Origin of the sequence: Bacillus sp. KICET-3, from assembly GCF_033261025.1 — a bacterium.
GTDB lineage: Bacteria > Bacillota > Bacilli > Bacillales > Bacillaceae > Bacillus > Bacillus sonorensis.
The window spans coordinates 2,737,394-2,762,974 of the sequence record NZ_CP137345.1 but is presented as its reverse complement, the minus strand read 5'-3'; the positions used below and the strand labels follow the sequence as shown (position 1 = coordinate 2,762,974).

Below are 25,581 nucleotides of genomic sequence, written 5' to 3'. Positions count from 1 at the left end.
TATGTTTTCATTAACCATTTGATTCCGATGCTCCGCCTCCGGTAAATACGGAAACGATGGCATTCCAGATCGAAACAAAGAAATCAATCAGCTTTTGAATGAAGTTTTTGCCTTCATCAGAGTTGATAAAATTCGTGATTTTGTCTTTTGCTTTGTCAAGCTGGTCTCCAACCTGCCCCCAGTCGATGTTGATGTCTTTCATGTTATTAAACAAAGACAAGAGGGAATTCTTTTGATCATCTGTCAGTGTAACACCTAAATCGGAGGCCGCCTGATCAATCTTTTTCCCCAGTTCTTCCTGGGATTGCGGGACGCCGTTTTTCGCGATGTCTTCTTTGACTTTTGCCATTAACGCAGATGCGTTATCATTACCGATTTTTTCGCCGAGCTTGGAAGTGGTGACAAGCTCTTCATTGGCGACCTTTTTCACATCATCGGAAATCTTCTGATCGGAAGATGTTTCATATGCTTTCATCAGTCCCGTCAATGCGGCCGTTCCGGATACTTCAAACGGAGCGGTTACATAAACTTTCGCATCCTTTACCCCGGCTGTCATCAGCGCGTTTAAATACATTTCATCCGTGATCTTGCTGATATTATTTGTTTTGACTTCAAGACCGCTTCCTTTTTTCGCAATCGTAATCGATGAAGAAGAGATTGCCCTTGTTCCGATGTCTGCTTTAGATATATAGTTTCCCAAATATTTATGCTCTTCAGCATTTGTGACCTCAATGATCGTCGCGTTTTCCGGAGCATTCATTTCGTTCAGCACTTTTTGCCTGTCTTGAGCCGACAGGTCCTTACCGAGTGTGATGATCACGTCTCCCTCTGCGGAGTCAGCATAACTGATCTGCGGCATGATAAGCAGAAACAATGCTGTGCAAATTCCAAGTATCGATTTTTTCAAGCTGTATGCCCTCCTTAAAAAATGCAGGCTTCAGGCAGATATTGCTGTTTATTTTGGGAGAAGCCTGCCGGAACAATATCTTTATCTCGTGATTCGTTCCGACAATATAGACGGATGAAAAGAGGGGGAGGTTTCATTTAAAAAATAGCAAATTCGTATTTGAACTTGCAAGACTGTCAGAATTGCAGTTTAGACGGAGAAGCATTGATTCTGTCTTTCCTGGCGGATAAAATACGCCATAATAAATCAAAATGCTGGTAAAACCAATAATACAGCTGCCGCTGTTCAAATTGCGGAGCGACTGAGGGGAATTTTGGGAGTGTTTTTGCAGTTGGCTCTGCTTATCCCTTCTATGATATAATGAGCCATGTGAAACGAAAGGAGAGAATCAACATGGCTAAAAAAGGATACATACAATTAACGAACGGCAAAAAAATCGAGTTTGAATTATATCCGGAGGCGGCGCCTGGCACTGTCGCCAACTTTGAAAAACTTGCAAACGAGGGCTTCTATGACGGCCTGAAATTCCACCGTGTCATCCCGGGCTTCGTCAGCCAGGGCGGCTGTCCGTACGGAAATGGAACAGGCGGACCGGGCTATACGATTAAATGTGAAACAGAAGGGAATCCCCATAAACATGAAGCTGGTTCTCTCTCTATGGCGCATGCCGGAAAAGATACAGGAGGCAGCCAATTCTTTATTGTCCATGAGCCTCAGCCGCACCTAAACGGCGTTCACACTGTATTTGGCAAAGTCACTTCAGGCCTTGACGCTGTCACATCAATGGAGCAGGGCCAAGGAATGGAAAAAGTCGAAGTATTTGATGCGTAAAATCGTATAGAAAAACAGCCCGGAGGCGGGCTGTTTTTTGTTTTATTCTTGATCTGAAACATCCTTAAACAAAAAGAAGGAGATGGATGAAGCAAATGTCCGTCCCAATAAATAAAAACAATTCTTATCAAAAAACAATTGTAAAAAAATGTCCCTTTATGTAAAATATATTCAACGAAGCGTAAGATAGAACGTCAATTTGATAAAGAAAGGGGCGGATAGATTGAGTGTGAAAATTCCATCGGCGTCAGTTGGGGTCAAAATTAACGAGTGGTATAATGCAATACGCAAATTCAATGTGACAGATGCGGAAATGCTTAAAGCTGAAATTGAGCGTGAATTGTCCAAAATGGAAGAAGATCAGGACTTGTTATTGTACTACGCTTTAATGGAATTCAGGCATCGCATCATGTTGGACTACATCAAGCCGCTGGAAGACGGTGAAGTTCCGCCAGACTTTTCTAAAATATTAAAAGATATTGAAGATAATCAAGATCAGCTGACAGGCTTGCTTGAATATTATTTTAATTTTTTCAGAGGGATGTATGAATATAGACATCATGATTACATTAAAGCGATTTCTTTTTACAGGCGGGCAGAAAAGAAACTGCTCCATGTAGAAGATGAAATAGAAAGAGCGGAATTCCATTTTAAAATGGCTGAAGTGTTTTATCAAATGAGACAGAGTCATGTGTCGATGAATTATGCGCTTCAAGCCATCCAAACTTATCAGGCGCATGAGACGTATACAGTCCGCAGAATTCAATGTGAATTTGTGATTGCAGGAAACTATGATGATTTGGAGTCTAATGAAAAAGCGCTGCCCCATCTTGAAAAAGCGCTGAAGCTTGCTCAAAAAGAAGATCAGCGCATTTTAGAAGGACACACTTTCTACAATTTGGGAAATTGTTATGAGAAGATGGGCCATGGAGGTAAAGCAGCTGAATATTTTCATCAGGCTATTGAGATATATAAAGAAGAAAAATCAGATATTCTTTCAAAAGCCATGTTTAGCCTTGCACATGTTTACTTTAAACAAAAACAATATAAACATGCCAATGACATATTTAACAAAGGCATAAAAACAGCTCAACAATTAAACGATATGATCTATATAGCAAAATTTCGTTTTTTAAAGGCTTTATATGTGGATGATGACGGGATGAATTCAATTTTGGAGACATTTCATCTGCTTGAATCCAAAAAAATGTATCCGGACATAGAAGACTTGGCTTTGGAGGCGGCTGAATACTATAATGAAATTGGGCGCTTGAGCGACTCGGTGTATTTCTATCAGATAGTATTCAGTGCCCGAAAAAAAATGAAAAAAGGGGACTGGTCGTATGAAGTCTAAGCTTTTGCTAACTGCCGCTGCTTCAGTCATTGGATTATCTTTGGCGAGTATTGCGTTAACAGCAAAGACAGAAGGTACAAGCATTGCAGAGCGAAACGTGACATCCGTTCCATCAAAATCGGTCCATATCGCAGAAAGAAACGTAACATCTGTCCCATCCGCACCAATCCAAATTGCAGAAAGAAATGTGATATAACCCTATCAAGTTGCGCATAAAAAATGGCAGTGCCTTATGTAAAAGCACTGCTTTTTTCATGTTTACCTTTTCCATATACACAGATCAGCCTTCCAAACGAGGAAGTTTTTACAGGATAAAAAACGGTTTTAATTACATAATCGGGAAAGAACGAGAAACCATAAGATAAACGAAACCATAATGGAGGTAAGTGAATGCCATTAGTACCTTATGAACCATTTAAACATTTGAATACCATCAGGAGAGAATTTGACCGGGTGTTTGCCGATTTTCCGGCGACTTTCGGAGGTGAACACGGCTTTGGAGGCATTCGCGTCGATGTCCATGAAACGGAAAATGAAATCGTGGCATCCTGCGATATTCCCGGCCTCGAAAGCAAAGAAGATGTTCATATCGATGTTGAAAACAATATGCTGCATATCAGCGGTTCAATCAACAAATCAAATGAAGTAAAAGAGGAAAACGTGCACCGGAAAGAGCGGTTTGTCGGGCGTTTTCACAGATCGGTCGCACTTCCCGGGCCCGTCTCGAATGAAGGGATCACGGCTGCATATAAAAACGGGGTGCTTGAAGTCAGAATGCCTAAAAACAGGCAAGAGCAGAAAAGAAGGATAGACGTAGAATTTCATTAACGGCTCAGTTGCTTCAAAAAAGATCCCAAAATTAAAAAGGGATCTTTTTTTGATGGTTTTGGAACAAATGGCAGAAACAGTTGTTTCTTCTTGGAAGAAGAAGAATTATTTTTTATAATAGATAGTAATCAACAAAATATGACAAGCTGATCACCGTTAGGACTTTCGTTCCGATGCTGAGCAGTAAATTTGTATCCCCCAGTGAATCTATTAAAGGAGGCGTGGCGCATGAAGTGATGAGGCCGTTTTTACGCTATTCGCAACCGGCAAGTGCAGTGCTTGAACTGGTTCAACCAACACGCAAAGTAAATCTGTCAGACGCTTTTTTCTTTTTTGGTAATTTTATCGTCTTATTGTCGCGATGTTCATCTTGTTCTACCATGCACCCCGAAACAGAATATATATTCGTAGGAAATATGGAGTATTTCGACGGAATATGAAACGATTTGACGCCGTTTTGCGTTATACTTAAAAACCACATATTTTCCGTCTGACGCGAATATGTTTTTATTTCATCATTTTAAGGGAAAAAACATATAGATAGTTCAGAACGTGTTCTGGAGGTTTTGTTCATGGGGAAAATAAGAGCCAAGCTCACAATCCTGTTTATATTGGCCGCCGTATTGGCAGGAGGCTTTTACTATTTAAAAAACGGGAGTATGCAAGATGTTTCGACGGCACTCAGTCAAACGGTTTCATCTGAAGAAAAGAACTATACCGTTTACCAATATAAGATCACCAAAGTCGACGGTACGGAGTATCAAGGCGTATCTGATAACGGAACAAAGATTATTTTTGATGCGAAAAATCTGGATCAGGATCTGTCCGACATTAAAGAAGGAGACAAAGTGAAGGCTTACTTCAGCAATGCCAACCGGATTGACGGATTGATCAAAGTTGTCAAAGTCACGAATTAACCCCCTTTTCGAGAGGGGTTTTTCTTTGCAAAACTGTTTTCATTGCAATTTCGACAATCGGCGGCTATAATACGCATAAGGACAAGAAAATATCGATTGTATCCTTCGGGGCTGGGTGAAAATCCCGACCGGCGGTAGTAAAGCGAAAAAGCTTTAGAGCCCGTGACCCGCTCTGCTTTATGCAGGCGGTGGATTCAGTGAAAAGCTGAAGCCGACAGTGAAAGTCTGGATGGGAGAAGGATGATGAGACTATGTGAAACAGGTGTAAAAGCATAGTTTTATTTCTCATGCATAAAAAACAGACCCCGGAACGAATATTCCGGGGTTTTTTGCGTGATGTTACAACAGAAGGGAGGGAAAAAGATGACAGACGAGCATTATATGAACCTCGCATTGGGGCTCGCAAAGCAGGGCGAGGGCCAGACCGGCGCGAATCCGCTTGTCGGAGCGGTCGTCGTCAAAGACGGACAGGTTGTCGGTATGGGGGCCCACTTAAAATACGGCGAAGCGCATGCTGAGGTGCACGCTATTCAAATGGCGGGGCGCCATGCAGAGGGAGCGGAGATATACGTGACGCTCGAACCTTGCAGCCATTACGGAAAAACGCCGCCATGTGCCGAGCTGGTCATTCGTTCAGGGCTCAAAAGAGTTGTTGTCGCCGCCGAAGACCCGAATCCCCTTGTGTCGGGGAGAGGAATCGGCATGTTAAAAGAAGCCGGAATTGAAGTGACGTCAGGCGTTCTCAAGGAACAGGCGGAAGAGCTGAATGAAAAATTCATGCACTTTATGCGGACGGGGCTTCCGTATGTCACGCTGAAAGCCGCGGTGAGCCTTGACGGCAAAACCGCCACAACCACCGGCGACAGCAAATGGATCACTTCAGAAGAAGCAAGGATGGATGCTCACAAGTACAGGCGAAATCACCAAAGTATTTTAGTCGGTGTGGGCACAATAAAAGCAGATGATCCAAGTTTGACATGCAGGCTGCCTGGTACGGCGAATCAGCCGGTTCGGGTCATTCTTGACACAAACCTGACGATCCCGCTTCACGCGAAAGTCATTCATGATAACGAAGCGCCCACCTGGATTTACACAACCTCAAAGGCCGATCCTGACACGATCCGATACTTGGAAGACAAAGGCGTTCAGGTAAACGTGCTGGATTCCGGATCGATTTCAGTAAAGGCTGTTCTTCAGCATCTGGCGGCAAACGGCATCACATCGGTCTATGTTGAAGGAGGCTCGACCATTCACGCAAGCTTTGTCAATGAAGGGCTTTATCAGCAAATCATCTTCTATCTTGCCCCAAAATTAATCGGAGGGCTGCATTCTCCCAGCGCCATCTCTGGTGAAGGCTTTCAATCGATGAAAGATGTCCCCTTACTGCAATTCACAACCATTTCCAAAATCGGCCGGGATTTAAAACTGGCGGCAAAACCTATAAAAGAATAGGGTGGTGACCCATGTTTACAGGCATCATTGAAGAAATCGGAACGATTTTAGACATGAAAAAGACGGGAAACGCCATGTCTTTAGTCATCAAATCAAACAAAGTGACAGAGGACGTCAAGCTGGGCGACAGCATTGCGGTCAACGGAGTCTGCCTGACCGTCAATGATTATCAAAATGACCGGTTCACGGCAGATGTGATGCTGGAAACGCTGAAAGCAACATCGCTCGGCACTTTGACAAAAGGAAGCTCCGTCAATCTGGAGAGAGCGATGGCTGCAAACGGCCGCTTCGGCGGGCATATGGTGTCCGGACACGTTGATGGCACGGCTGTCATCACACGGATAGAAAAAGCGGAAAACTCCATATACTATGATTTAAAACTGGATCATGAACTTGCGAAAATGCTCGTCTTGAAGGGATCAATCGCCGTCGACGGCGTAAGCCTGACGATATTCGGGTTGACGGAGGACCAGGTCACTGTCTCGCTTATACCCCATACGCTTGACGAAACGATTTTTCCGGAAAAAAAAGTCGGAAGCATCGTCAATATCGAGTGTGACATGATCGGCAAGTATATTTACCGGTTTCTCCATCAGCAGAAAGAAGCGAAGCAAACGAAAACCATCACTGAAGCATTTTTAAAGAATAACGGGTTTTGAACGAAAGGAGGAGCGGCTTTTGTTTCATACAATAGATGAAGCCATACACGATCTGAAACAGGGAAAAGTCATCATCGTCGTCGATGATGAAGACAGAGAGAACGAGGGCGACTTCGTCGCGCTCGCGGAGCATGCAACACCGGAAGTGATCAACTTTATGGCGTCTTACGGAAGAGGATTGATCTGTGCGCCGCTCAATGAAGAAATTGCGTCAAGGCTTAACTTGCATCCGATGGTGGATGAGAATACCGACTCCCACCATACCGCTTTTACGGTCAGTGTCGATCACCGGGATACAAAGACAGGAATCAGCGCTCAGGAGCGGTCATTGACCGTCAAGTCGCTCATCGATGAACAGGCGCTTCCCGGAGATTTTAAAAGACCGGGACACATTTTTCCGCTCATAGCGAAAAAGGGCGGAGTTTTAAAAAGAGCCGGACATACGGAAGCAGCTGTCGATCTCGCAGAGGCATGCGGTTCGGCACCTGCCGGCGTCATTTGTGAAATCATGAATGAAGACGGCACGATGGCGAGGGTGCCCGAGTTAAAAAAAATTGCCGACCAGCACGGCTTGAAAATGATTACGATTAAGGATTTAATCGAATACCGCTATAGCAAGGGAACGCTGATCAACCGCGAAGTCAGCATTATGCTTCCGTCAGATTTCGGTACGTTCAAGGTTTTTGGATACACAAACGAAATCGATCATAAAGAACATATCGCCCTTGTAAAAGGTGATGTTCCATTTGGCGATGAGCCGGTGCTTGTCCGCGTTCATTCGGAATGTCTGACAGGCGATGTGTTCGGCTCCCACCGCTGTGATTGCGGTCCGCAGCTTGCCGCAGCACTGTCGCAAATTGAGAAAGAAGGACGAGGGGTGCTGGTTTACTTAAGACAGGAAGGACGCGGCATCGGCTTAATCAATAAGCTGAAAGCCTATAAGCTTCAGGAAGAGGGGTATGACACGGTTCAGGCAAACGAACAGCTCGGTTTTCTTCCCGATTTGAGGAATTACGGAATCGGCGCGCAAATGCTGCGGGACCTCGGCGTCAAGAACATGAAGCTTTTGACGAACAACCCGAGAAAGATCGCGGGCCTTGAAGGCTATGGTTTGACGATCGCCGACAGGATTCCATTGCAAATGGAGCCGAATAAAGACAATGAACATTATTTAAAAACGAAAAAAGCGAAATTGGGACATTTGCTTCATTTTTAATCAAAAAACATTCACAAAAAAGGACGGGATTCATATGAATAAAATAGAAGGCCATGTAATTGGAACAGATTTGAAAATCGGTATTGTCGTATCAAGATTTAATGATTTTATCACAAGCAAATTGTTAAGCGGAGCGGAGGATACGCTGATAAGACATGGGGTCAAATCCGAGGATATTGATGTCGCTTGGGTTCCCGGCGCATTTGAAATTCCATTGATCGCGAAAAAAATGGCTGAAACCAAAAAGTACGATGCTGTGATCACGCTAGGAACGGTGATCAGAGGTGCTACAAGCCATTATGATTATGTATGCAATGAAGCGGCAAAGGGAATTGCAGGGAGCAGCATGTCAACGGGCGTTCCGGTCATCTTTGGCGTGTTGACGACCGACACGATCGAACAGGCCGTTGAACGGGCTGGGACGAAAGCCGGAAACAAAGGCGCCGAAGCCGCTGCTGCGGCGATTGAAATGGCGAACCTGACCCGGTCGCTTCATTAATTTCCGGAAAAAGAGTTTAAAATGATGATAAAAATGTTTATAATGTGATGTGAAGCGACTAGCCTTCGTTAGATCCACATTTTGATATATTGAGGGGTATTTATGTTAATTCGTTATAAGAAGTCATTCGAAAAGATTGCGATGGGTCTCCTTTCGTTCATGCCGAATGAGAAGGACGTCAAGCAGCTTCAGCAGACAATGAAAGACTATGAAACGGACACTGACAGACAGCTTTTCCTCTGGAAAGAAGGCGAGGATATTGTCGGCTGCGCAGGGGTTGAAAAAAAAGATGATGAAGTTGAAATCAAGCATATCAGTGTAAATCCGTCTCACCGTCACCAAGGAATCGGCAAAAAAATGGTCTCCGCCCTTTCACAAATGTTTGAACCAAAGCCGCTGGTTCCGAATGAATTAACTAAAGGATTTTTTGAACGCTGTCAGGATCACGAAAATGAAGACATCACATATAACAAATGAGCAGAGGTTGTTTAGCCTCTGCTCTTTTTTCGCCGCGCGATCTCCTTTTCTCTTTCTGTCAGGACTTCGGTCCGGTCCCTCAGCCGGTGTTTATGAACGAGAAAAGCGTCCGTCTCCGGGCTTTTTTGCCCCCAATGGTAGGATTTTTGCTCGCATACTTTTTGACAGGCGTGAATGAGCCTCGGATCTCTGATGGGGAGCATGATGCTTTCATATGGAGAATGCGCTTCGATTTTTTGACAGGTCCGCCGCATGAGGCTGACCAAGCGACCGTGATCCAAGCCGAGCGCCTCGACGGCGGCTTGTTCAGCTTCAAGAATCCGGAGGCTGTTTGCCATTAACCTTTTGGCTCCGGTGAAATTGCCTCTTCGCTGATGATAGAGTGCGACGGCAAGCTGGATCAGACCGACCCAATATAATTTCCGTTTTCCCGGAGGGTCTTTTTTCCAATGTTCTTCTAAAAGTTCGTGGCACTCAAAATAATCTCTTGAGCCATGAAATTCGGCCAGGTATTCGATATATGCTTCGGGATACATCCGACATCCTCCTTTATCCTTCCGTTAAAGTGTATCACAGGGAAGTAACAGAGGAAAAATGCCGCCGCATCCTCTCGATTTCCGGGGCGCATCATAAACATGAGCGGCTTGCTTTCGGCCGCTCATGATGTATTTAATAGATCCAGGCTGCTCCTACAATAATCAATAAAATAAACAGAACGACAATCAAAGCAAATCCTCCGCCGTGGCCGAATCCTTTACCTCCCATGGTGTCTCCTCCTGTTTCATTAAGAATTTTACACGATTATCCTATGTCTGTTTGCCGCAAACTGTATGGGCGGATGCCGGCACTTCTTAAATTATATTGGACTTCACATAGACGCGTAATTTATACTAAAGGATAGCCAGTTGTAAGCCGGCTTAGAAGCGATGTTGAAAATGGTGAGAAATGATCATGGAATATCAGGTGAAAATCGAGGCGTTTGAAGGACCTTTAGATCTGCTGTTGCACTTAATCAATCGGCTCGAAATAGACATTTATGACATACCTGTTGCGAAGATAACCGAGCAATATTTATTATATGTGCATACGATGCGCGAGCTTGAGCTTGATGTGGCAAGCGAGTATTTGGTGATGGCTGCCACCCTCCTCAGCATTAAAAGCCGGATGCTCCTTCCGAAGCAGGAGGAGGAACTGTTTGATGAGGAACTGCTTGAAGAAGAAGAGGATCCGAGAGACGAATTAATTGAAAAATTGATAGAGTATAGAAAATATAAAAGCGCGGCACAGGCTTTAAAAGAGCGCGAAGAAGAACGGCAAAAATCTTTTGCCAAGCCGCCAAGCGATTTAAGCGATTACGCCAAGGAAGTCAAATTAAGCGAACAGAAGCTCTCTGTCACGGTATACGATATGCTCGGCGCGTTTCAAAAGGTGCTGAACCGAAAAAAAATCAGCCGGCCTTCTGAAACGAGAATTTCCAGACAGGAGATTCCGATCGAAGAACGAATGACCCAGATCGTCGACCGTTTGAAATCGTCAGGGAAAAGAGTGCACTTTATGGAACTGTTCCCTTATAAGCAAAAGCAGCACTTGGTTGTGACGTTTATAGCGATTTTGGAGCTGATGAAAAATCAGCTGATCATCATTGAACAGGAACACAATTTTTCCGATATTTACATAACAGGGAGTGAAGCGATTCATGACGCTTGATATCGTGAATTGGAAGGCCATCGTTGAAGCCTTGCTGTATGCAGCAGGAGACGAGGGCCTCACCAAAAAACAGCTGCTATCCGTGTTGGAGGTCGATGAGACGGAGCTCCAGGACATTATGCTGGACGTCAAAGAAAGCTATGAGAACGAAAACAGAGGCATAGAGCTTGTCGAATACGCGGATACTTACATGCTATCAACCAAAAAAGACTTTGCCGTCTATTTAAAAAAATTGATTGAAGCTCCTTCAAAAGGACTTTCCCAGGCGGCCCTTGAAGTTTTGGCGATCGTCTCCTACAAACAGCCGATTACAAGAGCTGAAGTGGAAGATATTAGAGGAGTCAAATCCGAACGGATTCTCCAAAGCCTTGTGGCAAAAGCGCTTCTTTGCGAGGTCGGACGCGCGGAGGGGCCCGGGCGGGCGATTTTATACGGAACAACCGAGACCTTCCTTGAGCAGTTTGGCTTAAAGGCGCTTGAGGAGCTGCCGCCTCTGCCTGAAAACGTAGAAGAAGACGGGATGCAGGAGGAAGCCGATTTGTTCTTCGAGAATTTCAATCAGACGTTTGAAGATATAAAATAGATTCACCTTAAGGACTGAAGTATGATAATATATATTATCGTATTTTTTATGTTTATTTGCTGAAATCAAAGAATACGAATGTAACAACGCAATGAGGGGAAGGTTGCCGACACCAATGGGACATTCAATGGCAAGAGCCCAAACCGAGCAGGCGCGGGAATTTTTATCACAGTCTGTTCAGACGTTAAGCGATTATTTAAATGAAACAACGCTGGCATCACTGGAACAGGAAGAGTCAGGGCGAAAGGATTATTACCGCGAGATCCTCAGCAATTTAAGAAAGCTTGCGGTTTACTGTGAAGAAGGACTTGAAGCCTGCCGCATCAGGCTGCAGCAGGAGCCTTTTCAGGACGCTGCAGCCGAAAGGACGCTCTATCAGATTTATCATCGATGTATAGAAGAATTTTTTACTCCAAAAAAAGATACGTGGTACGAAGACAGCAGAGCAGCTTATACGGGAAGAAATGCCATTCGTTTTCACGAACCAGCACCAGCCTCATTAAAGAATTTGATGGCTTCTCTTGAAACCGGGTATCAATCGATGAGAGAAGAGTTGGAATACTATGCGAATGACTATCGGATGAAGATGGTTCAATCCAGATAAATACAGACGGCAAATGTGCCGGCCTGAGGCCGGCGCTGCAAAGCCAATGCGAAACTCCCCCTTTTTTGGGGGAGTTTTTTTATGAAATTGGACAATTGAAGTTCATAACCGTAAGACAAGCGCATAAACTTGTACAAACCACAACAAGGACGTGAGAAAATGCGCTTTCTAAAACAAGCTGCAGCAATGTTTATCACGTTTTCTCTTTTTTTCTCTTCAAACCAGATCAGCCAAGCAGAACCCTCCATCAGTGTCAGCGCAAAAAGCGCCATTGTCATGGATGGAAGCTCAGGAAGGGTTTTATTTGCTAAGGACGAACATGAAAAACGGCGCATTGCAAGCATCACGAAAATCATGACAGCCATTTTGGCCATAGAATCGGGAAAATTGGAGGAGACGGTAACGGTCAGCGACAGGGCGGTCAGGACTGAAGGGTCTTCTATCTATTTGAAAAGCGGACAAAAAGTGAAGCTGAAAGATCTTGTATACGGTTTGATGTTGAGATCGGGGAATGACGCGGCGGTGGCCATTGCCGAACATGTCGGCGGAAGCCGTGAAGGCTTCGTTTATATGATGAATCAAAAAGCGGCAGACCTCGGCATGGAAAACACCGTTTTTCATAACCCGCACGGACTTGATGATCATAAAGACCATTATTCAACCGCATATGACATGGCGCTTTTGACCAAATATGCGATGACAAATAAGACATACCAAAAGATCGCCGGGACAAAGCATTATAAAGCGGAAACCATGCAGGGCTTCTGGAAGAACAAAAATAAGCTCCTGACGGGTCTTTACCGGTACAGCACGGGAGGGAAGACGGGCTACACGAAGCTCGCCAAGCGGACGCTTGTATCCACCTCATCTAAAGACGGGACAAATCTGATCGCCGTCACCATAAACGCACCGGACGATTGGAACGATCATATCCAGATGTTCAACTATGTGTATGACCACTATAAAACCTATGTCATCGCCAAAAAAGGCGAAATCCCTAAACTGAAAGATACCTTTTATGGAACGAAGGCTTTCATCAAAAGGGATGTCACATACTTATTAAATGATGATGAGAAAGATCATGTGAGAATCGAAACAAAGCTGCTCAAGCCGAAGAAATCCTGGCGGAAAAACAAACAGGCGATTCCGGACATCATCGGTGAAATGAATGTGAAGCTCGACACAGAAACGATCGCGAAATTGCCCATTTATTATGAGAACGAGCAGAACAAAAAACCGAAACAGTCGTTTTTGGACACCTTTACATCAGTCTTTAAGAAAGCCGCAGGCGGTGCAGCATGGTCAATATAATCTGGGTGGGCTTAACCGTGATAGGCCTTGTTTTCGCGCTTTTTAACGGAACGGTTCAGGACGTCAACGAGGCTGTCTTTAACGGGGCGAAAGAAGCGGTTACGATAGCGATCGGATTAATGAGCGTTCTTGTGTTTTGGCTTGGATTGATGAAAATCGCCGAACAGTCCGGGCTTTTGGACAAATTCAGCCGCTTGTGCCGGCCGTTCATTTCGAAGCTTTTTCCGGAGATTCCCCCTGATCATCCGGCGATGGGTTATATTTTATCCAATCTCATGGCCAATTTTTTCGGGCTTGGAAACGCGGCGACACCGCTCGGCATTAAAGCGATGGAACAAATGAAGTCGCTCAATCAAAACCGGGCCGAGGCAAGCCGTTCAATGATTACCTTTTTAGCGGTCAATACGTCAAGCATCACGCTTATCCCGACAACGGTAATCGCCGTGAGGATGACGTATGATGCGAAATCGCCGACAGATATCGTCGGGCCGACGATTTTAGCTACGCTGATTTCAGGCATTTTCGCCATCATCATTGACAGATATTTTTATTACCGCAGAAAAAAGAAGAAGGGGTGAGCATTTGGAATTCATCAACTGGCTTTCTTTGGCCCTTATTCCGTTTATTATAGCCTCAATTCTTTTATACGGCACATTAAAAAAGGTTCCGACCTACGAGGCCTTTGTCGAGGGGGGAAAAGAAGGAATCCAGATTGCGTTTTCCATCATCCCTTATCTGGTCGGAATGCTTGTTGCGATCACGGTCTTCCGGGCATCCGGAGCGATGGATTTTTTTATGGATCAGCTGAAGCCCGTTTTTTCAGCCATCGGAATCCCGACGGAAGTCGTGCCCCTTGCGTTGATCAGGCCGATTTCAGGGACGGCCGCGCTCGGCATGACTACCGATTTGATTGCTGTTTACGGACCGGATTCCTTTATCGGCCGGCTTGCTGCCGTCATGCAGGGATCGACTGACACGACTCTTTACGTCCTGACCGTCTATTTTGGCGCGGTTGGAATCAAAAAAATGGGGGATGCTTTAAAAGTGGGACTGCTTGCCGATTTAGCGGGGATCATCGCATCTGTTATCATTGTGACATTACTGTTTGGAAGCGCCTGAAGGGCGCTTTTTTGCTTTTCATGCAAAACTGTTTTACTTTTTGCGTCAGAAAGGATACATTTAAGGGCGAAGTTCCGTTTTTTAAGACATGCTGCTGCCTGTACAAAAGGTATGCTTGTTTGTTCGTTTGGAAAAAAGTAAGATAATACATGAGGTGAAAGATATGGAACGACTTCAGAAAGTAATCGCTCACGCCGGAATCGCATCGAGAAGAAAGGCGGAGGAATTGATAAAAGAAGGGAAAGTCACCGTCAACGGCAAAACGGTCAGGGAGCTCGGCGTCAAAGTGACAGGCTCTGACCGGATCGAGGTGAACGGAATCCAGCTGGAAAGCGAAGAACCCGTTTATTTCCTCTTTTACAAGCCGAGAGGCGTTATTTCAGCTGTCAAAGATGATAAAGGGCGGAAAGCGGTGACCGACTTTTTTCAAGAGATCCCGCAGCGAATCTATCCGATCGGCCGGCTTGATTATGAAACGAGCGGGCTGCTCCTTTTAACGAATGACGGCGATTTTGCCAACAAGCTGATGCATCCGAAATATGAGATCGATAAAACATATGTGGCAAAGTTAAAAGGAATTCCTGCAAAGGAAAACCTCAAAAAACTGGAGCGCGGCATACGGCTTGAAGAAGGCAAAACCGCCCCTGCAAAGGTCAAGCTGCTGTCGCTCGACAAGAAAAAACAGACAAGCATCGTCCAAATCACGATTCATGAGGGGCGCAACCGCCAAGTGCGGAGAATGTTTGAAGCGATCGGCCATCAAGTGCTGAAATTGAAAAGGGAAAAATATGCTTTTTTAAACCTGCAAGGCTTAAAAACGGGGGAAAAGAGAGAGCTGACGCCGCATGAGGTGAAACGTCTGCGGGCGATGGCAGAACACGGGAAACACGCTTTCTAAATTTTCACACAACCTTCAAAAAAGGATGAGTTCGAAGATGCTATAATGATACTGAGTGTCTAAATGAGGGGGCGGATTATGAAGAAAAAGCGTTTTTACATTCGGACAGGCATTCTCCTTGTTTTGCTGGCTGCGCTCGGCTATACACTTTACAGCGCTGTATTCCAAGACAAAGAGCAAGTCGCGGAGGGAGATCAGGCTCCCAATTTTTCGCTTGAGGATGTTGGCGGCAACCGTCTCAAACTGGACGATTTAAAAGGCAAAGGGATATTTTTAAACTTTTGGGGCACATGGTGTGAACCGTGCAAAAAAGAATTTCCTTATATGGCGAACCAATATAAGAAATTCAAGAATCAAGGGGTGGAAATCGTTGCAGTAAACGTCGGGGAATCAAACCTCGCCGTCCGAAACTTTATGAAGGACTACGGCGTTAATTTTCCGGTCGTGCTTGATAAGGACAGGCAAGTGTTGGAAGCTTATGACGTCACACCGCTTCCGACTACGTTTCTGATTAACTCTGAAGGCAAGATTGTCAAGGTCGTGACAGGCACCATGACCGAGCGTATGATTCATGATTATATGAATATGATAAAACCTGAGGGGTCTTCATGATGAAAGAAATCAAATGCGAGTGCGGGCACGTAAATCCGCTAGGAACCGTCTTGTGCGAATCCTGCGGAAAGCCGCTGCAGGAACAGGGGGCAAAGCTCCTTGACATGCGGTATGACGGAAGCGCGAGGCGCTCACAAACATATAATAAAACGATTGTCGATAAAATCTGGAACTTCTTCTCGTCTGTGAAGGTAGGCGTCTGGCTGATCGTCATCACCTTGGCGGTTTCGGCTCTCGGGACAGTTTTTCCACAGGAAATGTTTTTGCCGCCAGGAGCGCAGGCTGATACATATTATAAAGAACAATACGGACTGATGGGACAAATCTATTATACTCTTGGTTTTCATAATCTTTACGGTTCCTGGTGGTTTATTATTTTGATCGCTTCAATCGGCGTGTCACTGGTGATTTGCAGCCTTGACCGGGTTGTGCCTTTATACAGGGCATTGAAAAAACAGGGGATCACCCGAAACCCGAATTTTATGGAGAGGCAGAGGCTGTTCAGCCGGACGGAAACAGAGCTTTCCGACAATGTGAGAATGCAAATCATCGAGAAATTGCAAAAAAAGCGGTACCGCGTAAAAGAAGAAAACGGCAATCTGTTTGCTGAAAAAGGCCGTTTTTCAAGATGGGGGCCATATGTCAACCATATCGGACTGATCATTTTCCTGATCGGCGTCATGCTCCGCTTCGTTCCCGGCATGTACGTTGATGAATCCCTTTGGATCAGGGATGGGGAAACAGTTCCGATCCCGGGGACGGACGGGCATTACTATTTAAAAAATAATCGGTTTACGAAGGAAATGTACGACAGTGAAAATGAGAAAAAGGTATTTTCAGAGGCCATCAACAAAGCGGGAAACGGGATGGTCGCCAAATCGTTTCAAACCGATGTCGAGCTGTATGAAAGAAAAGATAACAGCCTGCCGGGCGAATCACCTGAATTAAAAAAGGTGAAAGACGGCAAAATCAGAGTCAATGAGCCGATGAAATTCGGTTCCTATACCCTTTATCAGCTCACTTACAAGGAAGGCGAGCTCAGCAAAATGGTGTTTCAGCTAATCGAAAAGGACACGGGGAAATCGTTCGGGAAGGTGTCGATTGACCTTTTCGATCCGAAGCCGGACTATGATCTTGGCAACGGTTACAAGGTGCACCTTGCAAGCTATCTGCCGGATTTTTATTTTAATGAAGACGGAGAGCCGAGCACGAAAACAAGAAACCCGAACAATCCGGCTTTTGTCTTTCAGATTACCGCTCCTGACAAGCCAAAGGGGGAAAAAAGCTTTGTGGCGATTCAGGAAACGATTGAAGGCTCTGACGATAACAAATATAAAATGAAATTTGATCATGTTGAAACAAAGAATCTGTCGGGCCTGACGGTCAGAAAAGATTTGACGCTGTGGGTGCTGATGCTCGGCGGCGCCATCTTTATGATCGGAGTCATTCAAGGAATGTACTGGCACCACAGACGGATTTGGCTGCGGTCAGCTGACGGGCACGTGCTTGTCGCCGGCCATACGAATAAAAACTGGTACGGATTGAAAAAAGACCTGCAGGCCGTGCTTGAGGATACGGGGATATCCGAACCGGCCGATCAAAAAGAACTGTTCAAAGAAAAAAATAAACAGCCAGCATAGGGAGGGGTTTTCATGGCAGAGCTCAGCGGAAATTTATTGTACGCGGCTTTTCTTTTGTATCTGGCAGCGGTCTTCTTTTTTGGCGGCTCAATCAGAAGTAAGACATCGGCGCATAAAAAGAAGAACCGATGGGCGTCAATCGCCGTCTTTATTACGATCTGCGGATTTGTGTGCCAGCTCGGGTATTTTATCACGAGATGGATCGCGTCCGGACATGCTCCGGTCAGCAACCTCTTTGAATTTACAACGGCTTTCAGCATGATGCTCGTGCTGGCGTTCATCTTCATCTATTTTATTTACAGGCTGTCCGCTTTGGGGTTGTTTACGCTGCCTGTCGTGCTGCTATTAATCGCATACGCCAGCATGTTCCCGACCGATATCACACCGCTGATCCCGTCGCTGCAAAGCAATTGGCTGCATATCCACGTGATAACGGCAGCGCTCGGTCAGGCGATTCTCGCGATCAGCTTCGTCGCCGGCGTGATCTTTCTGCTCAAGCATGTGGATCAGTCGAAACCCGGCAAAAAAACGTTTTGGCTGGAAGTTGTGATGTTTATGCTTGTGACCACGCTGGCGTTTATCATTGTGACCACCGCATTCAGAATCGCCGGTTATGAAGCGGAATTTAAGTGGGTGAATAAAAGCAATCAGGAAGAGGTCATGGTCTATGAGCTTCCTGCTTTAATCGGGCCGAACAAAGGAGAGCTTTTGACAGAGGGGAAGATGGAGCCGGTTGTTGATGTTCCGCCGATATTCTCGGGCCGGAAGCTGAACACCGTGCTTTGGTCGTTCGCCGTGGGAGTCCTGCTGTACGGGGCCATCAGGCTGATCGTGCGAAAACGCATCAGCGCGCTCCTTCAGCCGCTGGCGAAAAACGTCAATCTCGATCTTGTCGATGAAATCGGCTATCGGTCCGTATCGATCGGCTTTCCGGTTTTCACGTTGGGGGCGCTTATTTTTGCGATGATATGGGCGCAGCTGGCCTGGACCAGATTCTGGGGCTGGGACCCGAAAGAGGTGTGGGCGCTGATTACGTTTCTGTTTTATGCCGCCTATTTGCATCTCAGGCTTTCGCGGGGCTGGCACGGAGAAAAATCGGCCTGGCTCGCCGTCATCGGTTTTGCCATCATTATGTTTAATCTTATCTTTGTAAACCTTGTGATCGCAGGACTGCATTCCTACGCCTGACCCCGGGGGAAGGAGGTTCAGGCCTTGCCTGGACCTGCCGGATCTCCAAGGATGGAAAAATAAGGGGAAGAGTAAATCTCACTTGGATTACAACAGCTTTTCTAATAAAATGAATGTAAGAAGATTCAATTTCAGGAGGTTTACGATGGAACAGACAAAAGAGACAAAAATATTAGTAGTAGATGACGAGGCAAGAATCAGACGTCTATTAAAAATGTATCTTGAAAGAGAAAATTACAAAATTGAAGAAGCCGAGAACGGAGATGAAGCCATCGATAAAGCTCTTGGCCATGACTATGATTTAATCTTGCTTGATTTGATGATGCCGGGAACTGATGGCATCGAAGTGTGCAGACAGATACGGGATAAAAAAGCAACGCCGATCATCATGCTGACGGCGAAAGGGGAAGAAGCGAACCGGGTGCAGGGATTTGAAGTCGGTACAGACGACTACATAGTGAAACCTTTCAGCCCACGGGAAGTCGTGCTAAGAGTCAAAGCGCTCTTAAGAAGATCATCGCAAACCTCTTATCTCAATACGGATACAACGGCAAAAAATGTACTTGTCTTTTCTCATTTATCAATTGATCACGACGCCCACCGGGTCATGGCGGACGGAACAGAAGTCAGCCTGACGCCGAAGGAATATGAACTTTTGTACTTTTTGGCTAAAACGCCTGACAAAGTATACGATCGCGAAAAGCTGTTGAAGGAAGTTTGGCAGTATGAGTTTTTCGGGGATTTAAGAACGGTCGACACTCATGTCAAACGTTTACGTGAAAAACTGAACAAAGTCTCTCCGAAAGCGGCGAAAAAAATCGTGACAGTGTGGGGTGTCGGTTACAAATTTGAGGTCGGAAACGAATGAAGTTTTGGAAGAGCGTCGTTGGTAAACTATGGTTTACCATTCTTCTCTTAGTTTCACTCGTCTTGATTATTTTAACGTTTTTTCTGCTTGAATTTATCGAGAACTATCATGTCCAGGAAGCAGAGGCTGATTTGACGAAGCTTGCCAACAAGGTGGCCGTCATTATTGACAACCATGAAGATCAAAAAGTGGCCAGGTCGATCACCTGGGAGCTGGCGGACGAGATGACCGCCATCGCAATCGTGAAAAATGAACAGGAATATTGGTATTCGCCGAATCAGGATAAAAAGCTGTCTTCCATTACCTTAAAAGAAATCAAGCGCGATTCCGATTTAAACCGCGCGCTCGCCAATCATGAAAAGGTGCAAAAAAGGATGTCCCTGAACAACCAGAAGAACGATCAGCTGATTGTCGGTGTTCCTTATGGAAACGGGAAGGATGAGGGAATGGTTTTTCTTTCCCAGTCGCTTCTCGCCGTCAAGGATACGACAGAGCATACGACAAGGTATATCCTTTTTGCTGCTGCGATCGCCATCGTTTTAACGACGATCTTCGCTTTCTTCCTGTCAAGCCGGATCACCTACCCGCTCAGAAAAATGCGGGAAGGGGCGCAGGACTTGGCGAAAGGCAAATTTGACACAAAAATCCCGATTTTAACACAGGATGAAATCGGGGAATTGGCCATCGCTTTTAACCAAATGGGGCGGCAGCTGAAATTCCACATTACAGCCCTTAATCAGGAAAAAGAGCATCTGTCGAATATTTTAAGCAGTATGGCGGACGGAGTGATCACCATCAATATCGATGGAACGATCCTGGTGACAAACCCTCCGGCGGAACGTTTTTTGCAGGCATGGTATTACGAGCAGAACATGAATGTCAAAGAGGGGAATGAACTGCCCCCGGAAGCGCGGGAGCTGTTCCAAAACACCGTCAGCACGGAAAAAGAGCAGATGATTGAAATGACGCTGCAGGGCAGATCCTGGGTGCTGTTAATGAGTCCGCTTTACAATCAGTCCCATGTACGCGGAGCGGTCGCCGTCTTGAGGGATATGACGGAGGAAAGGCGGCTTGATAAGCTGAGGAAAGATTTTATCGCCAATGTCAGCCATGAGCTGAGAACCCCGATTTCGATGCTTCAAGGCTACAGCGAAGCCATAGTGGATGATATCGCAAGTTCTGAGGAAGAGAAAAAGGAAATCGCCCAGGTGATTTATGACGAATCATTGAGAATGGGACGATTGGTCAACGATCTGCTCGATCTTGCCAGAATGGAAGCCGGACATATTTCATTAAATGTTGAAAGAGTCGAGCTCAAGGAGTTTTTCGAAAGGGTGTTCAGAAAGTTCTACGGAGTGGCCGGCGATAAAGATATCAGCCTTACCAACCATCTGGATCTACATGAAGACCAATTTGTGTTTGATTCGGATAAAATGGAGCAGGTGCTGACAAACTTAATTGACAACGCCATCCGCCATACCAATGCAAAAGGCACTGTCCATATCGATGTGCAGTCTGTCGAAAACGGCTTGAAAATCGCGGTGAAAGATTCGGGCAGCGGGATCCCCGAGGAAGATCTGCCGTTTATCTTTGAGCGCTTTTATAAAGCTGATAAAGCGAGAACGAGAGGGAAAGGCGGAACAGGCCTCGGCCTTGCCATCGTCAAGAATATTGTCGATGCCCATAACGGTTCGATTACGGTTCACAGCAGGCTGAACGAAGGTACGACCTTTACGTTTTATATTCCAAGAAAAAAGCAAGATGCTGGCCAAATTTGACGAAGAATATTGTTCCATAAGAAACAGAGAGCACCTGTTCATTTCGAACAGGTGCTCAGTCATTCGAACAGCAAAAGCAAGTCAATTCGATAGAAATTCCCTGCTTAACGTACTGCTTGCTGGAACGTTTAAACCTGAGCTGCTAATAAAAATGGAGACAGGTGTAAACCATCCTGCTAACAAGGGATTTTGTGGAAGGACAGAAAGAATACGGACATCAAAGAATTTTTCAGGAGCAAAAAACTTGAACCATTTGATTTGCCAATGGCAAATCATCATAGCGAAGGCGCCGCAATTCCCGGAAAACTACATGCGGAAATTGTCATTTCATTATAGGAAACTTATAGAAAGTACAGGGATTTTTCTAAACCTAAACGTTCCACTACGCTTTTAAAGTGATGATCCAATACGGACATATTTCCACGCTTGATCTCCATCTTTCATCATGCCATACAATAACGGCTTTTTAACGGGGGAAATGAATTGCTGGCAAGCCATCACACGAATGACTTTCGATGCAAGGTTATATTTGGTGCCGGGTGGTTGTGAGACCTGAATGGACAATAGTTTCTATAAGAAGGATGCTACAATCAATTCATATCGGAAAACCCAAGAGATATCTAGATAAATATAAGCATGAAATAGGGAATGAGTGATTTTATATGGATAAAACGAAAATACTGATTATTGAAGATGATGAACCAATTGCCGATTTGCTTTCATACGGGCTTACAGCGGAAGGATTTCAGACGTACACTGCGGCTAGCGGGGCTCTGGGGATGAGCAAATTAGAACAATTCAAACCCGATCTTCTGCTGCTCGATTGGATGCTGCCTGATTGCAGCGGATTGGATATTTGTAAAAAGGTGACCGAGAGCTATAATATTCCGATCCTGATGATCACCGCAAAGTCAGATATCACGGATAAAGTACTTGGATTGGAATTCGGGGCGGATGATTATATTACAAAGCCGTTTGATTTGCGCGAAGTTGTGGCCAGAATACGGACGATACTTCGGCGTCTGGAGCAAGCTCATCATTTGAACGAACGGGAAACGGCCAAAGCCCATAAAATTCGCTTTAAAAATATTGTGATTGTTCCAGAAGAAAGACTGGTAAAAAAAGACGGAAGAACGATCGAATTAACTCCTAAAGAATATGATCTGCTTATGACTTTGATTGACCATCGCGGGAAAATTTATACGCGTTCAGAGCTTTTGGAATTCATCTGGGGGTACGATTTTGCAGGAGATACACGTACGGTAGATACTCATATTCAAAGACTTCGAAAAAAGCTTGATGCAAGTGACTTGATTACAACTGTGTTTGGTATCGGATATAAATTCGAGAAACAGGAGGAATAGAGGGTGTTGCGGACCATCAAGGGTAAATTTATTATCGGCTTTTTTCTGATTTTTTTTCTCTCTTTCCTCGTGCTCAATCAAACGGTAAAGACCGTCATTTGGTCGAGCAATGAAAAGATTGTGACCTCGGATTTAGTCGATCTGAAAAAAAACAGTATCGTGTATGTAAATCAAGCATTTTTAATCAATCACTATAAAAACAATGAGCTTTATTTCGGCGATATGGCAGATGAAATAGCGGATAATTTAAATCACTCCACTGGAAGCAATGTAAGTGTATATACCGTCGATGGCACTCTGTTGTCTTCTACTGATAAGAAGGTGTTTTCCGGAGGGAATGATGAGGATCTTAAACAGGCTATCAAAGGAAAGACTGCCTATCATATCACCTATGATCGAAATAAAGCAGAGGTTTTTTTCTCATATCCAGTTGTCATTGATGGCACAAAAGTAGGCATATTACGCTTTTCTAAAGATTTTAACCTGCTGTACAAGCAAAGCGGAGAGATTTTGGATATTGTTTTTTATATCGCACTTGCCATATTTGTGGCGGCGTTCCTTTTCTCCTACATCCTTTCCAGACATATTACGATTCCGCTTGTCAAGCTGACAGAGGCCTCCTCACAAGTCAAAAAGGGCAAGTTGGATGTAGATATCCAGATTCGCAGAAAAGATGAGATCGGCCAGCTTGCCGTCAATTTTAATGATATGATCAACCGGATTAGAGATCAAATTTCAACCATTGAAAGGGATCGCGATCGGTTAAAGGAACTAAACGAACAGGAAAAGCGATTTTTTGACAATATGACGCATGAGCTAAAAACACCTCTGACTTCCATTCAAGGATATGCCGAAATCATAAAAGAAAAAGGGGCATCAGATCAGACATTTTTTGATAAAGGAATGGATCACATTGTTGAAGAAAGCCGGCGCCTGCACGAATTGGTGATCAAACTTCTTGAAGTATCCCGGGAAACGTCCAAGGATGATCGATTTGACAGGATCGACGCAGGAGACATTTTAAAAGATGTATGCGAATCCATGAAGTTTCGGGCAGAACGGTATAAGAAAAGGATCACCTGTGACATCGAAGAAGGTCTGTACGTTCACGGTCAGGCGAACAGGCTGCGCCAGCTTTTTATCAATCTGCTGGACAACGCGATCAAATACAGCTTATCTCATTCGGAAATCATCATTAAGGCCGGGATCGTTGGAGAAAAAGTTCTTTTTACGTTCAATAACCCAAGTGCTCCATTTGAAAATAACCACCACTCCAAAATGTTCCAGCCTTTTTATTCGGTAAACCAAAAGATCAAGGAAGAGGGAAGTGTCGGTTTGGGGTTAAGCATTGTTAAAACAATTGTTGACGAACACGGGGGAACAATCGAGATGTTCTACAAGGAAAACTATACAATGATTAATGTTGAAATAGCTTACGCGAAGGTTGAGAAATCATCATGAAGAACAAACAGTTTATCATCTGGTCAGGGCTGCTTTTATTTCTCGTCATTATCGTGTCCAGTTATAATGTGGGAAAACGGTCGGAAACCGTTATTATACCGAGCAAGGAAGAGAATGTTCAGAAGAACCGGCCATTTCAAGTGAAGACGATATATCGCCTTCCAAAAGCAGATCAGTTGCTTGGATGGTCGTCATCGGATTCCATAGTCGGTTTTTTCAAGGGAAATGAGACATCAGAACGTACAGCGCATCGTCTTCAGCGCCTTTCCTCTCCCTATGAAAAAGCTGAAAATCTGCAAGGGATTGAAAGCAATACATCCAATCTCAAGATATCTCCAGACGGAACGAGCATCGCCGGATTAACCATATCATCAAATAAGGCCTCAATGAAGCTGATTTCGTTGGCAAACGGGAAAAAAACGGAAATCGCCAGCTTCACCTCCAACAATGAGGTCTATCTCCAAGATGTTTCATGGTCAAATAATAGCAGATACGTTTGTTATCTAGTCATAGATGCTGCGAAAGACGGTCAGGCTACCATTTATGTTTTTGATACAGATTCCGGAACGCTCAAAACGTATCCATTGAAGGATTTTGCCGAGAAAGATTCGCTTACGGGAGTTAACATCTCTGATAATGGACGCGGATTGCTGCTTACCGTGTTACAGAAATCCGGGCAGAAAGAAAACATCATGATGGGAACCGTTAGCGGCAATCGCATCAATATTCAGGACAAGCGTCAGAACAGCCTTGGGAAGCCTGTTTGGTTAAACAATGATCAATTTGTATTCCTGGGCACCGGGGAAACCCTGTACGAATACGATCGCCGAAACAACGAGCTTTCTGTTCTGCTCGAAAAAGTAGCCACTTTCACATTGTCAAATGACCGAAAGAAAATCGCTTACTCTCTGCATCCTGATAAGGACAGTCTCTATGCAGGTAAGCTTCAAGGAAAAAATATCCTTTATGAAGAACCGGTATATCACGGCACCATACCGTCAGAAACAGAAATATATTGGAGTCCGGATGGCAACAGCCTGCTCGTTAATGTGCAAAACCAGTATTCTTCTATGGAGAGTGCTTCAGCGAGATTTTTAGATGATCAATCTTATATCATAACTTTTAAATAACCGACAGTTTTCAGTTTTAGCTAAAAACCTTATTTCAGTTATATACCGAAATAAGGTTTTTTTATTAACGATTATACCTCTTGATTTCTACCCATTTACTCCGATTACACTTTTCATTACAGGGTAATAAGTCCGGTTATTTGCTTTTTACGATCCCGAAAAAAATGATGTTTTCCTT

28 protein-coding genes and 1 riboswitch are annotated in these 25,581 nt (G+C 44.7%); of the genes, 25 read left to right on the top strand and 3 right to left on the bottom strand.

Going from position 1 to position 25,581, the window contains the following annotated elements; all coding sequences use genetic code 11:
• Nucleotides 1–10: 10 nt before the first annotated feature.
• On the bottom strand, nucleotides 11–859 hold the full coding sequence (locus tag R5H20_RS14140) for a DUF1002 domain-containing protein (RefSeq protein WP_373870209.1): 849 nt from the start codon (nucleotides 857–859) through the stop codon (nucleotides 11–13).
• A 441-nt stretch (nucleotides 860–1,300) separates the two neighbouring features.
• Here R5H20_RS14140 and R5H20_RS14135 point away from each other — a divergent pair, with 441 nt between their 5' ends.
• The 10 genes from R5H20_RS14135 (at nucleotide 1,301) to R5H20_RS14090 (ending at nucleotide 9,140) form a co-directional block, all read left to right on the top strand.
• Complete coding sequence (locus R5H20_RS14135; protein WP_006636473.1) at nucleotides 1,301–1,738, top strand: peptidylprolyl isomerase; 438 nt, start codon at nucleotides 1,301–1,303, stop codon at nucleotides 1,736–1,738.
• Nucleotides 1,739–1,961: 223 nt separating this feature from the next.
• Nucleotides 1,962–3,092 (top strand): Rap family tetratricopeptide repeat protein, encoded by a 1,131-nt coding sequence (locus R5H20_RS14130; protein WP_006636472.1) that lies wholly within the window; start codon nucleotides 1,962–1,964, stop codon nucleotides 3,090–3,092.
• Nucleotides 3,082–3,288, top strand: coding sequence for a hypothetical protein (locus R5H20_RS14125; protein ID WP_006636471.1), 207 nt, complete (start codon nucleotides 3,082–3,084; stop codon nucleotides 3,286–3,288). The genes R5H20_RS14130 and R5H20_RS14125 overlap by 11 nt, the downstream gene beginning before the upstream one ends.
• Nucleotides 3,289–3,482: 194 nt before the next feature.
• Nucleotides 3,483–3,920, top strand: coding sequence for an Hsp20/alpha crystallin family protein (locus R5H20_RS14120; RefSeq protein ID WP_006636470.1), 438 nt, complete (start codon nucleotides 3,483–3,485; stop codon nucleotides 3,918–3,920).
• 572 nt (nucleotides 3,921–4,492) lie between these two features.
• Nucleotides 4,493–4,837, top strand: coding sequence for a hypothetical protein (locus tag R5H20_RS14115; RefSeq protein ID WP_006636469.1), 345 nt, complete (start codon nucleotides 4,493–4,495; stop codon nucleotides 4,835–4,837).
• A 97-nt stretch (nucleotides 4,838–4,934) separates the two neighbouring features.
• Nucleotides 4,935–5,082, top strand: a riboswitch (FMN riboswitch).
• Between the two features lie 118 nt (nucleotides 5,083–5,200).
• Nucleotides 5,201–6,289, top strand: a complete 1,089-nt coding sequence (ribD, locus tag R5H20_RS14110) for a bifunctional diaminohydroxyphosphoribosylaminopyrimidine deaminase/5-amino-6-(5-phosphoribosylamino)uracil reductase RibD (RefSeq protein ID WP_006636468.1) — start codon at nucleotides 5,201–5,203, stop codon at nucleotides 6,287–6,289.
• 11 nt (nucleotides 6,290–6,300) lie between these two features.
• Nucleotides 6,301–6,948 carry a riboflavin synthase gene (gene ribE, locus R5H20_RS14105; RefSeq protein ID WP_006636467.1) on the top strand — a complete coding sequence of 216 codons (648 nt, stop codon included), beginning with the start codon at nucleotides 6,301–6,303 and terminating at the stop codon, nucleotides 6,946–6,948.
• Between the two features lie 19 nt (nucleotides 6,949–6,967).
• On the top strand, nucleotides 6,968–8,164 hold the full coding sequence (locus tag R5H20_RS14100; protein WP_006636466.1) for a bifunctional 3,4-dihydroxy-2-butanone-4-phosphate synthase/GTP cyclohydrolase II: 1,197 nt from the start codon (nucleotides 6,968–6,970) through the stop codon (nucleotides 8,162–8,164).
• A gap of 34 nt (nucleotides 8,165–8,198) precedes the next feature.
• The gene (gene ribE / locus R5H20_RS14095; protein ID WP_006636465.1) at nucleotides 8,199–8,663 is read left to right on the top strand and encodes a 6,7-dimethyl-8-ribityllumazine synthase; all 465 of its coding nucleotides are present in this window, start codon (nucleotides 8,199–8,201) and stop codon (nucleotides 8,661–8,663) included.
• A gap of 102 nt (nucleotides 8,664–8,765) precedes the next feature.
• Nucleotides 8,766–9,140, top strand: a complete 375-nt coding sequence (locus R5H20_RS14090; protein WP_006636464.1) for a GNAT family N-acetyltransferase — start codon at nucleotides 8,766–8,768, stop codon at nucleotides 9,138–9,140.
• An 11-nt stretch (nucleotides 9,141–9,151) separates the two neighbouring features.
• Here R5H20_RS14090 and R5H20_RS14085 read toward each other — a convergent pair whose 3' ends face one another.
• Both R5H20_RS14085 and R5H20_RS14080 read right to left on the bottom strand, forming a co-directional pair.
• Nucleotides 9,152–9,676, bottom strand: a complete 525-nt coding sequence (locus R5H20_RS14085; RefSeq protein WP_006636463.1) for a DUF309 domain-containing protein — start codon at nucleotides 9,674–9,676, stop codon at nucleotides 9,152–9,154.
• A gap of 133 nt (nucleotides 9,677–9,809) precedes the next feature.
• Entirely contained in the window at nucleotides 9,810–9,905 is a 96-nt protein-coding gene (locus R5H20_RS14080) for a YjcZ family sporulation protein (RefSeq protein ID WP_081605343.1), read from the bottom strand.
• A gap of 183 nt (nucleotides 9,906–10,088) precedes the next feature.
• Between R5H20_RS14080 and R5H20_RS14075 the strand changes: the two genes are divergently transcribed.
• The 15 genes from R5H20_RS14075 to R5H20_RS14005 all read left to right on the top strand — a co-directional run bounded on the left by R5H20_RS14075 (nucleotide 10,089) and on the right by R5H20_RS14005 (nucleotide 25,403).
• Complete coding sequence (locus tag R5H20_RS14075) at nucleotides 10,089–10,847, top strand: segregation/condensation protein A (RefSeq protein ID WP_029418329.1); 759 nt, start codon at nucleotides 10,089–10,091, stop codon at nucleotides 10,845–10,847.
• Nucleotides 10,837–11,430: an SMC-Scp complex subunit ScpB gene (gene scpB, locus R5H20_RS14070; RefSeq protein WP_006636461.1), complete on the top strand. Its 594-nt coding sequence runs from the start codon at nucleotides 10,837–10,839 to the stop codon at nucleotides 11,428–11,430. Before R5H20_RS14075 ends, scpB begins: the two co-directional genes overlap by 11 nt.
• Before the next feature lie 115 nt (nucleotides 11,431–11,545).
• Nucleotides 11,546–12,034: a YpuI family protein gene (locus R5H20_RS14065; protein WP_006636460.1), complete on the top strand. Its 489-nt coding sequence runs from the start codon at nucleotides 11,546–11,548 to the stop codon at nucleotides 12,032–12,034.
• Between the two features lie 159 nt (nucleotides 12,035–12,193).
• On the top strand, nucleotides 12,194–13,345 hold the full coding sequence (locus R5H20_RS14060; RefSeq protein WP_006636459.1) for a D-alanyl-D-alanine carboxypeptidase family protein: 1,152 nt from the start codon (nucleotides 12,194–12,196) through the stop codon (nucleotides 13,343–13,345).
• A complete protein-coding gene (locus R5H20_RS14055) occupies nucleotides 13,333–13,923 on the top strand; it encodes a nucleoside recognition domain-containing protein (RefSeq protein WP_006636458.1) in 591 nt (196 codons plus the stop codon). The genes R5H20_RS14060 and R5H20_RS14055 overlap by 13 nt, the downstream gene beginning before the upstream one ends.
• 4 nt (nucleotides 13,924–13,927) lie before the next feature.
• Entirely contained in the window at nucleotides 13,928–14,464 is a 537-nt protein-coding gene (locus R5H20_RS14050) for a spore maturation protein (RefSeq protein WP_006636457.1), read from the top strand.
• 163 nt (nucleotides 14,465–14,627) lie between these two features.
• A complete protein-coding gene (gene rluB, locus R5H20_RS14045; protein ID WP_006636456.1) occupies nucleotides 14,628–15,362 on the top strand; it encodes a 23S rRNA pseudouridine(2605) synthase RluB in 735 nt (244 codons plus the stop codon).
• A gap of 75 nt (nucleotides 15,363–15,437) precedes the next feature.
• Nucleotides 15,438–15,974 carry a thiol-disulfide oxidoreductase ResA gene (gene resA, locus R5H20_RS14040; protein WP_029418331.1) on the top strand — a complete coding sequence of 179 codons (537 nt, stop codon included), beginning with the start codon at nucleotides 15,438–15,440 and terminating at the stop codon, nucleotides 15,972–15,974.
• Nucleotides 15,974–17,614, top strand: a complete 1,641-nt coding sequence (locus R5H20_RS14035; RefSeq protein WP_006636454.1) for a cytochrome c biogenesis protein ResB — start codon at nucleotides 15,974–15,976, stop codon at nucleotides 17,612–17,614. Before resA ends, R5H20_RS14035 begins: the two co-directional genes overlap by 1 nt.
• A gap of 12 nt (nucleotides 17,615–17,626) precedes the next feature.
• Entirely contained in the window at nucleotides 17,627–18,802 is a 1,176-nt protein-coding gene (gene ccsB, locus R5H20_RS14030; protein ID WP_006636453.1) for a c-type cytochrome biogenesis protein CcsB, read from the top strand.
• A 145-nt stretch (nucleotides 18,803–18,947) separates the two neighbouring features.
• A complete protein-coding gene (locus R5H20_RS14025) occupies nucleotides 18,948–19,670 on the top strand; it encodes a response regulator transcription factor (RefSeq protein ID WP_006636452.1) in 723 nt (240 codons plus the stop codon).
• A complete protein-coding gene (locus R5H20_RS14020) occupies nucleotides 19,667–21,448 on the top strand; it encodes an ATP-binding protein (RefSeq protein ID WP_006636451.1) in 1,782 nt (593 codons plus the stop codon). The genes R5H20_RS14025 and R5H20_RS14020 overlap by 4 nt, the downstream gene beginning before the upstream one ends.
• A gap of 662 nt (nucleotides 21,449–22,110) precedes the next feature.
• Nucleotides 22,111–22,812, top strand: coding sequence for a response regulator transcription factor (locus R5H20_RS14015; RefSeq protein ID WP_006636449.1), 702 nt, complete (start codon nucleotides 22,111–22,113; stop codon nucleotides 22,810–22,812).
• 3 nt (nucleotides 22,813–22,815) lie between these two features.
• Nucleotides 22,816–24,273 carry a sensor histidine kinase gene (locus R5H20_RS14010; protein ID WP_006636448.1) on the top strand — a complete coding sequence of 486 codons (1,458 nt, stop codon included), beginning with the start codon at nucleotides 22,816–22,818 and terminating at the stop codon, nucleotides 24,271–24,273.
• The gene (locus R5H20_RS14005) at nucleotides 24,270–25,403 is read left to right on the top strand and encodes a PD40 domain-containing protein (RefSeq protein WP_006636447.1); all 1,134 of its coding nucleotides are present in this window, start codon (nucleotides 24,270–24,272) and stop codon (nucleotides 25,401–25,403) included. The genes R5H20_RS14010 and R5H20_RS14005 overlap by 4 nt, the downstream gene beginning before the upstream one ends.
• Nucleotides 25,404–25,581 lie beyond the last annotated feature (178 nt).